The sequence below is a fragment of the Longispora sp. NPDC051575 genome, assembly GCF_040681875.1.
Lineage (GTDB): Bacteria > Actinomycetota > Actinomycetes > Mycobacteriales > Micromonosporaceae > Longispora.
Genome location: NZ_JBFAZP010000001.1, coordinates 642196 through 658836, shown reverse-complemented (window position 1 = coordinate 658836; position 16641 = coordinate 642196). Strand labels below are relative to the sequence as shown.

Genomic DNA, 16641 nt, shown 5'->3' with positions numbered 1-16641 from the left:
AGGCGGCGCCCCGCCCGGCCCGCGTCGGAAAAGAAGAAAAAGTATAGATCTCAGACCGACCATGCACCGTAAAAGCTCGCGCTCAGTGACCGAGGGAGAAAGTGATGAACGACCGCCAGTGGGGTCCGTTGGAGATCCATCCCAGTGACATCGGGGCCGAGGCGACTCCCGAGGCCCTGGTCGCACACCTGCGTTCCGCCCCGGTCGACGAGCAGCTCGTCGCCAACAAGGCGCTGGTCTTCCGCGGGTTCAACGTCACCGAGGACGCCCTCGACGGCGTGATGGACCTGCTGCTGCCCAACCGGCTGGCCTACGTGCACGGCAACTCGCCGCGTACCAAGGTCGGCAAGAACGTGTACACCTCGACGGAGTACCCGCCGGAGTTCACGATCTCGATGCACAACGAGCTGTCCTACGCCTCCGCGTGGCCGACCCGGCTGATGTTCTTCTGCCACACCGCCGCCGCGACCGGCGGGGCGACCCCGGTCGTCGACGCCGAGCTGTGGCTGAACCTGCTCGACGACGAGGTCCGCGAGGCCTACTCGAAGGGTGTCCGCTACACCCAGAACCTGCACGACGGCCTCGGCCTGGGTAAGAGCTGGCAGGACACGTTCGAGACGGACAAGCGCGACGAGGTCGAGGCGTTCCTGGACACCTCCGGCGCGACCTGGAAGTGGACCGGCGACGGCCTGCGGGTCAGCCAGGTCCGGCCGTCCACCCTGGAGCACCCGGTCACGGGCACCGAGGTGTGGTTCAACCAGTCCGACCAGTTCCACCCGGCCTCGCTCGGCGACGACACCGCCAAGGCGCTCGCCGCGATCATGCCGATCGAGGAGATGCCGCAGTCCGTGGCGTTCGCCGACGGCACCCCGATCCCGGACGACTACGTCATCCAGGTCCGCGACCGGGCCCTGGAGGCCGCAGTCGACGTGGACTGGCGCACCGGCGACGTGCTGCTCATCGACAACGTGCTGGTCGGCCACGGCCGCCGGCCCTACACCGGCGCGCGGCGCATCCTCGTCGCCATGTCGGACTGAGAGGACCCACGTGCTTCCCTTCCTGGTAGAGGGCACCGACGAGATCTCGGCCGCCATCACCGCCGACCGCCCCCGGCTCCGCAAGCTGCTCGCCGAGCACGGCGCGGTCCTGCTCCGGGGCTTCGGGGTCGACGGCGTGGACGGCTTCGACGGCTCGGTCCGGGCGCTGTCCGGCGCGCCGCTGACCTACGCGGAGCGGTCCTCGCCCCGCAGCACGATCAAGGGCCAGGTCTACACGTCCACGGACTACCCGCCGGACGAGGAGATCTTCCTGCACACGGAGAACTCCTACCAGGCCACCTGGCCTCTGGTGCTGTACTTCTACTGCGTCGAGCCGCCGACCACCCTCGGCGCGACCCCGCTCGCCGACATCGCCAAGATCCACGACCGGGTCGACCCGGCCGTGCGCGCCGAGTTCGCGGCCCGCAAGTGGATGGTGGTGCGCAACTTCCACGCCGAGTTCGGGGTGACCTGGCAGCACGTGTTCAACACGGAGGACCGGTCCGTGGTGGAGGCGTACGCGGTCGAGAAGGGCATCGAGCTGGAGTGGCGGGGCGACGACAGCCTGCGGACCCGGGCCGTGCGTGACGCGATTCACACCCACCCGGTGACCGGCCAGGCGTCCTGGTTCAACCACGCGACGTTCTTCCACGTGTCCACCCAGGCCCCGGAGGTCCGCGAGGGCCTGCTGGAGATCTTCGAGGAGGACGACCTGCCCAGCAACACCTACTACGGTGACGGCGGCCGGATCCCCGACGACGTGATGGACCACCTGCGGGCCTGCTACCGGGCGGAGAGCACCCGGTTCGACTGGCAGCGCGACGATGTTCTCGTCGTGGACAACATGCGGGCGGCCCACGGTCGCGAGCCGTTCACCGGGCCGAGGAAGATCGCGGTAGCGATGGCGGAGCCGTCGAAGTCCTGAATTGCTACCCATCAGTAGCGATTTGTGTTGATCTTTCTAGATCGTTTGGATGTACGACATGGACGACGGCGTGCGGCTTGAGTCGCTGAGCAGGACCTACGGCACCGGATCCACTGTGGTGACCGCTCTGGACGGTGTGACCCTCGACTTCGCGGCGGGCACCTTCACGGCGATCATGGGGCCCTCGGGCTCCGGCAAGTCCACCCTGCTGCACTGCGCGGCGGGGTTGGACCGGCCCACGGGCGGACGGGTGCTCGTGGCGGGGAAGGACCTCACCGGCCTCGACGAGACGGAACTGACCCTGCTGCGGCGGGATCGGATCGGCTTCGTCTTCCAGTCGTTCAACCTGCTCCCCGCCCTGACGGCGGAGCAGAACGTCGGCCTGCCGATCCGGCTGGCCGGCCGCAAACCCGACAAGGCGGCCGTGCTCGGGGTCCTCAAGGACCTCGGCCTGGCCGACCGGGCCCGCCACCGGCCCAGCGAACTGTCCGGCGGCCAGCAGCAGCGGGTCGCCATCGCCCGGGCCCTGGTCACGAGGCCGGCGGTGCTGTTCGCCGACGAGCCGACCGGCGCCCTCGACGCGAAGACCGGGCGCGACCTGCTCGCGCTCCTGCGCCGGCTCGTGGACGAGCAGGGCCAGACGATCATCATGGTCACCCACGACCCGGTGGTCGCCGCGCACGCGCACCGGGTCGTGTTCCTCGCCGACGGCAGGCTCGCCGGCGAACTGGTCGACCCGACCGCCGAGCAGGTCGCGGCCAGGATGACCGGACTGGAAGTGACCGGGTGACCCCCATCGCCTGGGCGACGCTGCGGGCCCGCTGGGTCACGTTCGTCAGCACCTTCGTGGCGCTCACGCTCAGCGTCGCCCTGGTGTCGGCCATGGGCCTGATGCTGGGCGCGACGCTGAACCTGCCCGACCGGGGCGCCGAGCGGTTCGGCACCGCCCCGGCCGTGGTGTACGCCACCGACCCGACCTGGGACCCGGCCCTGCACGACCCGGGTACCCGCTCGCTCGCCGCCGCCAAGGGTGTCGACAAGGACCTGGTGGCCACGCTCCAGGGCCAGGGCCGCACGGTCCTGGACCGCTCGTTCTACGCCCAGGTGTCCGGCCAGCGGATGCGCCCCGGGCTCGCGCCGCTGGGTCACGCCTGGCCGGTGGCGGAGTTCGGCGGCTACACCCTGGCCGCCGGGCGCGCGCCCGACGCGGCCGACGAGATCGCCACCGCCAGCGGGACCGTCGGCGAGAAGGTGACCGTGCTGACGGCCGAGGAGTCGAAGACCTACACCGTGGTCGGGGTGACGAAGGCCGTCGGGTTCGAGCAGGCGGTGTTCTTCTCCGAGTCCGAGGCGGCCCGGCTGTCGCCCCGGGTCGAGGCCGTGGTGTCCTTCGCGCCGGTCGACACCCTGCGCTCCACGGTCGGGGAGCGGGCCCTGGTCCTGACCGGGGACGACCGGCACAAGGCCGACCCGAGCGTCGCCGGGGACCGCGACGCCATGGACAACACCGAGACCCTGCTGCCGATCACCGCGTCGGTCGCGGGGTTCGTCTCCATCTTCGTGGTCGCGTCCACCTTCGCGTTCGCGGTGGTGCAGCGCCGGCGCGAGGTCGCGCTGCTGCGGACCGTGGGGGCCACGCCGAAGCAGGTCCGCCGGATGCTGCTGTCCGAGGCCGGCCTGCTCGGTACTGTCGCCTCCCTGCTGGGCTGTGTGCTCGGCTACCTGGCGGCCCCGCTGATGACGAACTGGTGGATCCGGCTGGGCATCTCGCCCGAGTGGTTCGCCGTGGACTCCTCGTTCTCCTTCTACGTGTGGGGCCCGCTGGTCGGCGCGTTCCTCGTCGGCCTGGCCGTCGCCCTCGTCGGGGTCTGGTCCGCCTCGCTGCGCGCCGCCCGGGTCCGCCCGGTGGACGCGCTGCGCGAGGCGTCGGCGGACACCGGCGGCATGACCCGGGGCCGGCTCGTGTTCGGCCTGACCGGGCTCGGGATCGGCCTGCTGGCGGTCGCGCTGATCGGCTTCGTGGCCCCGGACCTGGTGCTGATCCCCAACGCGTACGTGCCGATCCTGCTCGTGCCGATCCTGGCGCTCGCGCTGCTGGCGCCGATCGCGGTGGGGCCGATCGTCAAGCTGCTCACCTGGCCGTTCGGCGGGCTGAAGGGGGCCGGCGCGATGCTGGTCCGCGAGGGCACCCTGACGGCCACCCGGCGCACCGCCGCCACGGCCGCCCCGGTGCTGCTCACCCTCGGGTTGTCGCTGTCGCTGCTCGGGGCCACCGAGACCGTCAACGAGGCCCGCGACACCGCGCTGCGCTCCGAGGTCAAGGCCGACTACGTGGTCTACCCGGACGGCACCCCCGGCGTGAGCCGCGCGGTCGTGGACCGGTTGACCGCAGTGCCGGGGGTGGACGTGATCGCCCCCATCATGACGATGCTGTACGTCGTGGAGCCCGACGGCGGGCTCGACGAGAACGACGGCCAGGCCGTGGACCCCGCGCAGCTGGCCAAGACCGTCGAGCTGCCGGTGGCCGAGGGCTCGCTGTCCGACCTGCGCGACGACACCATCGTGGTGCCCGACCTGTGGGGCAAGGACATGGGGGAGTCGCTCGACATCCAGATGGGCGACGGCACCCGGGTGTCCCTGAAGGTCGTCGCGATCGTGAAGGCTACGCCGGGCAACGACATCGCGTACCTGTCGATGAAGTACGCGGACACGGCCAAGTACGCCCGGACGGGGCTCGCCCGGCGCGCCCAGATCAAGATCCACCCGGATGCCGACCGGTCCGCCGTGGACGCCGCGCTGCAGCAGGCCATCACGGGTTCCGGCACCAAGCTGTGGGCGGCGTCGGCCTGGGTCGGCAACGAGACCGCCGAGGCCCGGAAGATCAACTCCCTGCGTCAGCAGGTGGTACTGGGCATCGTCGTCCTCTTCTGCTTCATCGCCATCGTCAACACCCTGATGATGGCCACCGCGGACCGGCGGCGCGATCTCGCGGTGCTCCGGCTGACCGGGGCCACCCCGAAGCAGGCGCTGCGGGTGTTCGCCACCGAGTCGCTGCTGGTCTGCGCGGTCGGCTTCACCCTGGCGGCGCTGGCCGCGCTGGTGAACCTGATCGGGCTGCGGTTCGCGCTGACCTCGCTGTTCGGGTCGACGCCGATCGTGGTGCCGTGGGGGCCGGTGGTGCTGATCGGCGGGATCAGTGTGGTGCTGGCGCTGCTGGGGACCGTGCTGCCGGCCGCCCTGGCGCTGCGTACCCCCTCTGTGGAGTTGGCGGGCGTTCGGGAGTAGCTCCGCGTAGTACCCGTCGGGGAGGGTGTCGCTATTCGCCAAGGGATAGCGGCACCCTCCCCGTTTTCGTGCCCCGGCCCGACGCGGCCTGTCCCGGCCCGGCGCGGCCCAGCTCGCCGGACCCGCCACCGCCGAAGCCGCGCCCGGCCTTTCCCGGCCCGTGTCCCGCGTTCCCCCACCCGTGCCCCGCCCGTGACCTCGCCCCGATATAGGCGTCGTATAGCCGCAGACGGGACTCTCTCACCATCTGCTGACGTCTAGGTGGTTTGAAGGAGCGCGGCGCATGAGCACAGGCGGAACCGAAGCGATCCGTGAGGAGCTGCTCCGCAGCCGGCTCGCCGGGCGGGCCAGCCGGCGCACGACCATCGAGCAGGTGGACCGCGACGGTCCCCTGCGGTTGGCGTTCGGCCAGCAGCAGATGTGGTTCCTCAGCCGGCTGGAGCCGGACAGCTGGGAGTACCTGGTCCCCGTCGCCCTGCGGCTGCGCGGCCCGGTGGACGCCGACGCGCTCGGCCGCGCCTGGGACGCCCTGGTGGACCGGCACGAGATCCTCCGCACCCGCTACGAGCTGGACGGCACCGAGCCCGTCCAGGTCGTCGACGCGCCCCGCGCGGGCGGCCTGACCGTCGTGCCGGTGCGCTCGGAGGCCGAGGCGCTGCACCTGGCCGAGACGGAGCCGGGCAACCCGTTCGACCTGGAACGCCAGTGGCCGGCCCGCGCGAAGCTGCTCAGCATCGACGCCGAGCACCACCTGCTCGTGGTCGTGTTCCACCACATCGCGTGCGACCAGTGGTCGGTGCGGATCTTCGCGGAGGAGCTCAGCGCCCTGTACGGCGCGTACCTCAAGGGCGCCGAGCCGGCCCTGACCCCGCTGCCGATCCAGTACGCGGACTTCGCCGCCTTCGAGCGCGGCCAGGCCACCCAGCCGAAGCACCTCGACTACTGGCGGCACCAGCTCTCCGGCATCGAGCCCCTGGAGCTGCCCACCGACCGGGCGCGCCCGGCGACCCGCAGCTCCGTCGGCTCGGCCGTGCCGTTCGCGTTCCCGGCGGGCCTCGCCGAGAAGCTGCGCGCCGTGGGCCGTGACAACGAGTCGACCCTGTTCATGGTGCTGCTCACCGCGTACCAGGCGCTGCTGGCCCGCTACACCGGCCGCACCGACATCCCGGTCGGCACCGTGGTCTCCGGCCGGGTCCGGCCCGAGACCCAGCGCCTGATCGGCTACGGCATCAACAGCCTGGTCATGCGCGCCATGTGGGACGACGACCCGACGTTCGCGGAGCTGCTCGCCCGGGGCCGCAACACCGTGCTGGAGGCGTTCGACCACCAGGAGGTGCCGTTCGCCAAGCTCGTCGACGAGCTGCAGCCCGAGCGCGACATGTCCCGCACGCCGCTGTTCCAGGCCGCGTTCACGATGCACGACGAGCGGGTCGGCGGCTTCGACCTGCCGGGCGTCGTCGTGGAGAACCTCGAACCGCCGGCCCGGATCGCGAAGTTCGACCTGACGTTGCAGGTGGAGGAGGCGGCCGACGGAGGGCTGCGCGGGCACCTCGAGTACGTGTCCGCCCTGTTCGACGAGACCACGGTCGAGCGGATCGCCGGGCACTTCGTCCGGCTGCTGGACCAGGTCGCCGCCGAGCCCGGCAAGCGGCTGTCCACCGTGGAGCTGCTGGACGAGACCGAGCGGGCCGTCGTGCTCGCCGAGCCGCGCCGCCAGCCCGGCCTGCCGCCGACCCAGTGCGTGCACGAGGTGTTCGAGGAGTGGGCGGCGTCGTTCCCGGACGCGCCGGCCGTCGTCTTCGAGGGCCAGGAGCTGACCTACGGCGAGCTGAACGCGAAGGCCAACCGGCTCGCCCACCACCTGCGCGCCCTCGGCGCCGGCCCGGAGACCCTGGTCGGGGTGTCCCTGGAACGGGGCGCGGACCTGGTCCCGACCCTGCTCGGCGTCCTCAAGTCCGGCGCCGCCTACCTGCCGCTCGACCCGGCCCAGCCCGCCGACCGGCTCGTCTACATGCTGGACGACGCGCAGGCCCCGATCCTGGTCACCGACACCGCCCAGGCCGAGCGCCTCGCCGCGGCCCAGGTCACCACGGTCCTGGTCGACACGCACGCCGACTCCATCGCCGCGAACCCGGCGCACAACCCGGACCAGCTCGGCGGCCCGGACAACCTGATCTACGTCATCTACACCTCCGGCTCCACCGGCCAGCCCAAGGGCGTGTGCCTGACCCACGGCAACGTGCTCCGGCTGCTGACCGTGACCGGCGCGGACTACTCGTTCGACGAGACCGACGTGTGGCCGCTGTTCCACTCCTACGCGTTCGACGTGTCGGTGTGGGAGCTGTGGGGCGCGCTGATGCACGGCGGCAAGCTGGTCGTGGTCCCCAAGGACGTGACCCGCTCCCCGGACGACTTCCTCGACCTGCTCGTCGACCACGGGGTGACGGTCCTCAACCAGACCCCGACCGCGTTCCGGGGCCTGGTCAGCCTGGCGGGGGAGGGCGACCCGCGGATCGACCAGCTCAAGCTGCGCGCCGTCGTGTTCGCCGGCGAGAAGCTGATCTTCGGCGATCTCGCCCCGTGGACGAACCGGGTGGGCCTCGACGCCCCCCAGCTGCTCAACATGTACGGCATCACCGAGACCACCGTGCACACCACGTACTACCGGGTCCGCCCCTCCGACATCGACCCGCAGGCCGGCAGCCCGGTCGGCCGGTCCCTCGACGACCTGCGGGTGTACCTGCTCGACGCGCACGGCAACCTGGTCCCGATCGGTGCCCCCGGCGAGATCTACGTCGCCGGCCTGGGCGTGGCCCGCGGCTACCTGAACCGTCCCGAGCTGACCGCCGAGCGGTTCGTGCCCAACCCGTTCGGTCCGGGCCGGCTCTACAAGTCCGGTGACCTGGCCCGGCGCAAGCCCGACGGCAGCCTGGAGTTCATGGGCCGCGCCGACGACCAGGTCAAGGTGCGCGGCTACCGGATCGAGCTGGGCGAGATCCAGGCGGCCCTGGCGGCGCACCCGAGCGTGCGGGACGCCGTGGTCGTGGTCCGCGACGAGCAGATCCTCGCCTACATCGTGTCCGCCGGCGGTTCGGTGCCCGCGCCGAGCGAGCTGCGCGCGCTGCTGCTGAAGACCCTGCCGGAGTACATGGTGCCGGCCGCCTTCATCCCGGTCGGCAAGATCCCGCTGACCGTGAACGGCAAGCTCGACCGTCGGGCGCTGCCGGTGCCGGGCCGCGCGGAGCTGGGCTCCGACCGCGAGTTCGTCGCCCCGCGCACCCCGGTCGAGGAGCAGGTCGCGGCCGTGTGGCGCGAGGTGCTCGGTGTCGAGCGGGTCGGCGTGGACGACAACTTCTTCGACCTGGGCGGCGACTCGATCCGGGCCGTGGGCCTGGTCGGCGCGCTGCGGCCGGCCGGCTTCGACGTGGCGGTCCGCGACATCTTCGCGCACCGGACCGTCGCGGCGCTGTGCGAGTTCCTGACCGGCCGGCCCGCGCTGGTCGAGCTGGACCGGGTGGTGGCCCCGTTCGACCTGGTCTCCGCCGAGGACCGGGCCAAGCTGCCCGCGACCGTGGTCGACGCGTACCCGTTGTCGCAGATCCAGCTCGGCATGGTCGTGGAGATGCTCAACGACACCGGCCGGAACAACTACCACAACGTGACCTCGTTCCGGATCCTCGACGACGGGCCGTTCGACCTCGCCGCGCTGCGCGAGGCCGGCCAGATCGTGATGGCCCGGCACGAGATCCTCCGCACGTCCTTCGACCTGGACACCTACGCGGTGCCGCTCCAGCTGGTGCACGCCACCGCCGAGCTGCCGATCGGGCACCAGGACCTCACCGCGCTGTCGGGTGACGCCCTGGAGCAGGCGATCCGGGCGCACATCGCCGCCGAGCGGGCCGACCTGTTCGACCTGGCCGTCCCGCCGCTGCTGCGGTTCACCGCGCACGAGTGCGGCGACAAGAGCTGGTGGCTGACGTTCACCGAGTGCCACCCGATCCTGGAGGGCTGGAGCCACCACTCGCTGCTGATGGAGCTGGTCGGCCTCTACCGGACCATCCGCGACGGCCAGACGCCCGTGGACCCGGAGCCCGCCAACGTCCGGTACGCGGACTTCATCGCCGCCGAGCTCGACACCCTGGCCGGTGACGAGGACCGGGCCTACTGGAAGACCATCGTCGACGGGTACGCGAAGGTGGAGCTCCCGGCCGTCTGGGCCGACCCGGAGGACACCCCCAAGGAGTCGTACCGGATCTGGATCCCCTTCCACGACCTGGAGTCCGACCTGCGCCGCCTGGCCAGCAGGGCCCAGGGCTCGCTGAAGAGCGTCCTGCACGCCGCGCACCTGAAGGTGATGAGCCAGCTCACCGACGAGGAGAAGTTCTTCAGCGGCCTGGTCTGCAACGCCCGCCCCGAGGCGCTCGGCGCCGACCGGGTCTACGGCCTCTACCTCAACCCGCTGCCGTTCGCGTTCGACCGGGGCGCCGCCACCTGGCGCGAGCTGGTCGAGGGCGTGTTCGCCCGCGAGGTCGAGCTGTGGCCGCACCGCCGGTTCCCGATGCCGGCCATCCAGCGCGAACTCGGCGACGGGCAGAAGCTGCTCGACATCCGGTTCAGCTACCTGGACTTCCGCCAGGTCGACACGTCCCTCGTGGACTACGCGGCCACCATCGACGACAGCCCCACCGAGTTCCCGCTCGCGGTGTCCACCCAGGCCGGGTTCTGCATCCTGACCGGGCACACCCACGCCATGAGCAGGGTCAACGCGGACCGGCTCGCGGCCATGTACCGCGCGGTGCTGGAGTCCATGGCCGCCGACCCCGAGGGCGACGCCCGGGTCACGTACCTGCCCGAGGGCGAGCGCCGGCAGATCCTCACCGGGTGGAACGACGTCACCCAGCCGGCCCCGGAGCACACGGTCCGCGAGCTGGTGGAGCGCGCCGCCGCCCTGTACCCGGAGCGCCCGGCCGTCCTCGGCGGACCCGACCCGCTCACGTTCGCCGAGCTGGAGGCGCGGGCCAACCAGTACGCGCACCACCTGCTCGCGGCCGGCGTCGGCGCCGAGTCCGTGGTCGGCGTGCTCCTCGACCGGGGACCGGACCTGATGGCCGCGCTCCTCGGCGTGTGGAAGGCCGGCGCGGCGTACGTGCCGCTGGACCCGTCCTACCCGGCGGACCGGATCGGCTACATGCTCCAGGACGCGCAGTCGATCGTCGCGATCACCCAGGACGCCTACGCGGACCGGTTCGCGGTGCCCGTGGTCCGGCCCGCCGACATCGCGGGCCGCCCCACGGGGAGCCCGGAGATCCCGGTCGACCTCGACCAGCTCGCCTACGTCATCTACACCTCCGGCTCCACCGGCCGGCCGAAGGGCGTGCAGGTCCCGCACCGGGGCCTGGCCAACCACATCGCCTGGGCCGCCGCCGAGCTGGCCGGCGGGGAGTCCCCGGACCTCACCCCGGTCGGCGGCGCGGGCCGGCACGCCGGCGCCCCCGGCAACGGCGCGCCCGTCTTCTCCTCGGTGTCCTTCGACCTGGTGGTCCCCAACCTGTGGGCCCCGCTGGTCGCGGGCCAGCCCACCCACCTCCTCCCGCAGGACGTGGACATGGCCGACCTGGGCCGCTGGCTGGTGCAGTCCGGGCCGTTCAGCTTCATGAAGCTCACCCCGGGCCACCTGGACGTCCTGACCCACCAGATGACCGCCGCCCAGGCGCACGGCCTCACCGAGGTCATGGTCGTCGCGGGCGAGGCGTTCACCAGCCGGACCCTGGACCGGTGGCGGCAGCTGGACCCGACGACCCGCCTGGTCAACGAGTACGGCCCGACCGAGGCGTCCGTCGGCACCTGCGTGTTCCCGATCGCGGACGGCTACACGGCCGACGTGGTCCCGATCGGCCGCCCGCTGCCGAACATGACGATGTACGTCCTCGACGCCGACCTCAACCCGGTGCCCGTGGGCGTGACCGGCGAGCTGTACGTCGGCGGCACCGGGGTGGCCCGCGGCTACGCCAACCGCCCCGACCTGACCGCCGAGAAGTTCGTCCCCGATCCGTTCGGCGCGCCCGGCACCCGGCTGTACCGCACCGGCGACCTGGTCCGCCAGCTCGCCGGCGGGGAGATCGACTTCCTCGGCCGGGTCGACAACCAGGTCAAGATCCACGGCTACCGGATCGAACTGGGCGAGATCCAGACGGTGCTCCTGGAGCACGCCGGGGTCCGCGAGGCGGCCGTCGTCGTGCACGAGGACGAGGCGGGCGAGAAGCGCCTCGTCGGGTACGTGGTCCCCGAGGCGGGTCCGGTCACCGGCCTGGCCGAGCACTGCGCGACCCGGCTGCCGGAGTACATGGTCCCGCCGGTGTTCATGAGCCTGGACAAGCTGCCGCTCAACGCCAACGGCAAGGTGGACCGCAAGGCCCTGCCGGTGCCGGACGCGGTGGAGACCGAGCGCGCCTTCATCGGCCCGCGCACCCCCACCGAGGAGCACGTCGCCGCCGTGTGGCGCAAGGTCCTCGACCTGGACAAGGTGGGCGTCACCGACAGCTTCTTCGACCTCGGCGGGCACTCGATCCGGGCCGTGGCCCTGGTCGGCGCGCTGCGGGCCGCGAAGTTCGACGTGTCCGTCCGGGACGTGTTCGCCTACCGGACCGTCGCCGAGCTGGCCGAGTTCCTCACCGGCCGGCCCGCCAGCCCCGAGATCGACGCGCCGGTCGAGCCGTTCGCGCTGGTCTCGGCCGCCGACCGGGCGAAGCTGCCGGCGGACGTGACCGACGCGTACCCGCTGTCGCAGGTGCAGCTCGGCATGATCGTGGAGATGCTCGCGGACGGGCGGAACGCGTACCACAACGTGTCGTCCTTCCGGGTCTCCGACGGTCACCGCTTCTCGCTGGCGGCGATGCGTCAGGCCACCGGCCTCATCACCCAGCGGCACGAGCTGCTGCGTACGTCCTTCCAGCTCGACGCGTTCGACACCCCGCTCCAGCTGGTGCACGCCACGGCCGAGATCCCGGTCAGCGTGCGCGACCTGTCGGGGCTGGACGAGCCGGCCCTGCGCGCCTCGATCGCGGATTTCACCCGCGAGCAGCGCTCGGAGCTGTTTGACCTCGCGGTGGCCCCGCTGTTCCGGCTCACCGCGCACGTCGAGGGCGACCAGGCCTTCTGGCTGACCGTGACCGTCTCGCACCCGATCACCGAGGGCTGGAGCCAGCGTGCCCTGCTCCGCGAGCTGATCGACCTCTACGAGCGGATCCACGCGGGTGAGGAGATCAACCCCGCCGAACCCACTCCCATCCGGTACGCGGACTTCATTGCCGCCGAGCTCGACGTCCTCGACGGCGACGAGGACCGGGGCTACTGGCAGTCCATCGTGGAGGGCTATCCGAAGCTCACCCTGCCGGCCGGCTGGGCCGGGGACACCACCGCCCCGGCGACCTCCTACTCCACGGTCGTGGACGTCCGCGACCTGGAGGCGTCCCTGCGGTCCCTGGCCAGCCGGGCCCGGGGCTCGCTGAAGAGCGTGCTGCACGCCGCGCACCTGAAGGTGATGAGCCAGCTCACCGACGAGCAGTCCTTCTGCTCGGGCCTGGTCGCCAGCGCCCGGCCCGAGGCGCTCGGCGCCGACCGGGTGTACGGCATGTACCTCAACACCCTGCCGTTCGCCCACGACCGGGGCGCCGCCACCTGGAAGGAACTGGTGGAGGGCGTGTTCGCCCGCGAGGTCGAGGTGTGGCCGCACCGCCGGTTCCCGATGCCGGTGATCCAGCGCGAACTGGCCGGCGGCGAGCGCCTGCTCGACGTGCGGTTCAGCTTCCTGGACTTCCAGGAGGACTCCGAGCTGGTCGACGTCGCCGACGGCGTGATCGGCGAGGGGGCCACCGAGTTCGGGCTGGCCGTGGCCGCGCTGACCAACCAGCTGATCCTGACCGTGGACACCCACACCCTCAGCCGGCACCACGCCGACCGGCTCGGCGCGATGTACCGCGCCGTGCTGGAGGCGATGGCCGCCGACTTCGAGGGCGACGCCCGGGGCGTGCACCTGCCGGCCGGCGAGCGGGAGATCCTGCTCGACGAGTGGGCGCACACCGCCGGCCCCGAGATCACGCACTCGGTCCTCGACCTGTTCGAGGCCCAGGTCGCGGCCACCCCGGAGGCCGTGGCGCTCGCCGTGCCCGGCGGCACCGAGGTGACCTACGCCGACCTGGACGCGAAGGCCAACCGGTTCGCGCACTACCTGCGCGGCCGGGGCGTCGGCCGGGAGTCCGTGGTCGGGGTGCTCCTCGACCGGGGACCGGACCTGATGGCGGCCCTGCTGGGCGTCTGGAAGGCCGGCGGGGCGTACGCGCCCCTGGACCCGTCCTTCCCGGCCGACCGGCTCGGCCACATGCTCGGCGACTCGGGCGCGCGGGTCGTCGTGACCCACTCCCGGTACGCCGACCGGTTCGACCCGCAGTGGTCCGACTGCGTCCTGGTGGACGTGGAGCGCTACGAGCTCGCCGGCCAGCCGACCTCGGCGGTGGCGGAGACCCGCGACCTCGACGGCGCCGCGTACGTCATCTTCACCTCCGGCTCCACCGGCCGGCCGAAGGGCGTCCAGGTTACCCACCGGGGCCTGGCCAACCACGTGGTCTGGGCCCGCGACATCCTCGCCACCCAGGGCACTGCGCCTTCTGGGCCGCTCAGGTCCTCGGCGCACGACCAGGCCGGATCGGCCGTCCCGACCGATGCCTCCGGCCTTCGCGGCGGCGGCGCGCCGCTGTTCTCCTCGGTCGCCTTCGACCTGGTCGTCCCGAACCTGTGGGGACCGCTGGTCGCCGGCCAGCGGGTGCTGCTGCTCCCGCAGGACGTGGACCTGGCCGACCTGGGCCGGATCCTCGACGCGCACGGGCCGTTCAGCTTCATCAAGCTGACCCCGGGCCACCTGGAGCTCCTCGGCCACCAGCTCGACGCCGCGCAGCTCGACGCCCTGGCCAAGGTGATCGTGGTCGCCGGCGAGGCCCTGCCCGGCCCGCTGGCCGAGCGCTGGCGCGAACTCCTCGGCGACGGCCGCCTGATCAACGAGTACGGGCCGACCGAGGCGTCCGTGGGCACCTGCATCCACCCGGTGGTGACCCCGCAGCTCGTGGAGGTCGTCCCGATCGGCCGGCCGCTGCCCAACATGGCCATGTACGTGCTGGACCCCGAGCTCCAGCTCGTCCCGGTCGGCGTCACCGGCGAGCTGTACGTCGGCGGCACCGGCGTCACCCGGGGCTACCTGAACCGCCCCGAGCTGACCGCCGAGAAGTTCGTCCCGCACCCGTACGGCGCGGGCCGGCTCTACCGCAGCGGCGACCTGGCCCGGTGGAACGCCCACGGCGAGGTCGAGTTCCTGGGCCGCATCGACGACCAGGTGAAGATCCGCGGCTACCGGATCGAGCTGGGGGAGATCCAGGCGGTGCTCACCGCGCACCCGGCCGTCCGGGAGGCCACGGTCGTGGTCCGCGAGGACACCCCCGGCGACCGCCGGCTCGTCGCGTACTACGTGGCCGACCCCGAGGTCGACCTCGTGGAGCACTGCGCGCTCCAGCTGCCCGACTACATGGTGCCGGCCGCGTTCGTACCCCTCGAGAAGTTGCCCCTCAACGCCAACGGCAAGGTGGACCGCAAGGCCCTGCCCGCGCCGGAGCAGGAGGACGAGGGCGAGTTCACCGGGCCGCGCAACGCGGTCGAGGAGCAGGTCGCGGCCGTGTGGCGCGACGTGCTGGGCCTGGAGCGGGTCGGGGTGCACGACAGCTTCTTCGACCTCGGCGGGCACTCGATCCGGGCCATCGCCCTGGTCGGCGCGCTGCGGCAGGCCGGCTACCCGGCGGTGTCGGTGCGCGACGTGTTCACCCACCGCACGGTCGCGGACCTGGCGCACGCGCTGACCGGGACCGGCGCGGAACCGGCGGCCGACGCCGGGCACACGGCGCCGTTCGCGCTGCTGACGGCCGAGGACAAGGGCCGGCTGCCCGCCGGTCTGGTCGACGCCTACCCGCTGTCGCGGGTGCAGCTCGGCATGGTCGTGGAGATGTTCGCCGACGCCGACGTCAACCGGTACCACAACACGTCGGCCTTCAAGGTCGTCGAGCCGGAGCCGTTCGACGCCGACGCGCTGCGGAAGGCGGCGGCCCTGGTCGTGGAGCGGCACGAGATGCTGCGCACCTCCTTCGACCTCGACGGGTACTCCACGCCCATGCAGCTCGTGCACCCGACCGCGACGATGGCGGTGGCGGTGCACGACCTGCGCGACCTCGACGACGCGGCGCGGGACACGGCGGTCCGGGAGTTCGTCACCCGCGAGCGGTCCGAGCTGTTCGACCTGGGGAACGCCCCGCTGCTGCGGCTCGCCGCGCTGGTGGAGAACGACGGCTCCTGGCGGCTGGCGTTCACCCTCTGCCACGCGATCACGGAGGGCTGGAGCCAGCAGGCGCTGCTCGCCGAGCTGCTCGACGCCTACCGGGCGTTCCGGGACGGCGGCACCCCGAAGGCGCTGGACCTGCAGGGTGCCCGGTACGCCGACTTCATCGCCGGCGAGCTGGAGTCCCTGGCCTCCGAGGTCGACCGGGACTACTGGCGCACCATCGTCACCTCGCACGCGCCGCTGGCCCTCCCCGAGGGCTGGGGCGGCGAGGAGACGGGCCACTTCCGGTCCTTCGTGCCCTACGTGGACCTGGAGCCGCAACTGCGCGCCCTGGCGGCGAGCGAGAAGGCGTCGCTGAAGAGCGTGCTCCTCGGCGCGCACCTGAAGGTGATGAGCCAGCTCACCGACGCCAAGGCGTTCTACGTCGGCCTGGTGCAGAGCGCGCGCCCCGAGAACCAGGGCGCCGAGAAGGTGTACGGCATGCACCTCAACACGCTGCCGTTCCCCTACGACCGCACCGCCGGCACCTGGGCGGAACTGGTCGGCCAGGTCTACGCCCGGGAGACCGAGCTGTGGCCGCACCGCCGGTACCCGCTGCCGGCGATCCAGAAGGAGCAGGGCGCCGAGCGGCTGATCTCGGTCATGTTCAGCTACCAGGACTTCCGGCAGACCGACACCGAGCAGTCCGACGTGCGCGCCGACGTGGGCGACGCGGCGAACGAGTTCGGTCTGCAGGTGTCCACGGTGCCCGGCCACCTGGTCCTCAAGGCCCCGGCGGACCTGCTCAGCCGGGCCAACGCCGAGCGCCTGGTCGGCATGTACCGGGCCGTGCTGGAGGCCATGGCGGCCGACCCGGCGGGCGACGCGGGCGCGTCCTACATCTCCGAGCCCGAGCGCGACCAGCTGCTGGTCGAGTGGAACGACACCGCGATGGAGTGGTGAGCGTGGCCGTCCACCGGAGTATGGCCTTCCTGGCACGGGCAGAGCTGAACGGAGCGGGTTCATGAGCGAGCGTCAGC

Annotated in this window: 5 protein-coding genes; all 5 read left to right on the top strand. The window is 72.2% G+C overall.

Annotation, left to right across the window (positions count from 1 at the left end):
* Positions 1 to 104 precede the first annotated feature (104 nt).
* The 5 genes from AB0M43_RS02775 (at position 105) to AB0M43_RS02755 (ending at position 16564) form a co-directional block, all read left to right on the top strand.
* On the top strand, positions 105 to 1037 hold the full coding sequence (locus AB0M43_RS02775) for a TauD/TfdA family dioxygenase (RefSeq protein ID WP_363720510.1): 933 nt from the start codon (positions 105 to 107) through the stop codon (positions 1035 to 1037).
* A gap of 10 nt (positions 1038 to 1047) precedes the next feature.
* The gene (locus AB0M43_RS02770; RefSeq protein ID WP_363720508.1) at positions 1048 to 1962 is read left to right on the top strand and encodes a TauD/TfdA family dioxygenase; all 915 of its coding nucleotides are present in this window, start codon (positions 1048 to 1050) and stop codon (positions 1960 to 1962) included.
* A 49-nt stretch (positions 1963 to 2011) separates the two neighbouring features.
* Positions 2012 to 2752 (top strand): ABC transporter ATP-binding protein, encoded by a 741-nt coding sequence (locus tag AB0M43_RS02765; RefSeq protein ID WP_363720506.1) that lies wholly within the window; start codon positions 2012 to 2014, stop codon positions 2750 to 2752.
* Positions 2749 to 5247, top strand: coding sequence for an FtsX-like permease family protein (locus tag AB0M43_RS02760; RefSeq protein ID WP_363720504.1), 2499 nt, complete (start codon positions 2749 to 2751; stop codon positions 5245 to 5247). The genes AB0M43_RS02765 and AB0M43_RS02760 overlap by 4 nt, the downstream gene beginning before the upstream one ends.
* A gap of 283 nt (positions 5248 to 5530) precedes the next feature.
* Entirely contained in the window at positions 5531 to 16564 is an 11034-nt protein-coding gene (locus AB0M43_RS02755) for an amino acid adenylation domain-containing protein (protein WP_363720502.1), read from the top strand.
* Positions 16565 to 16641: the final 77 nt, after the last annotated feature.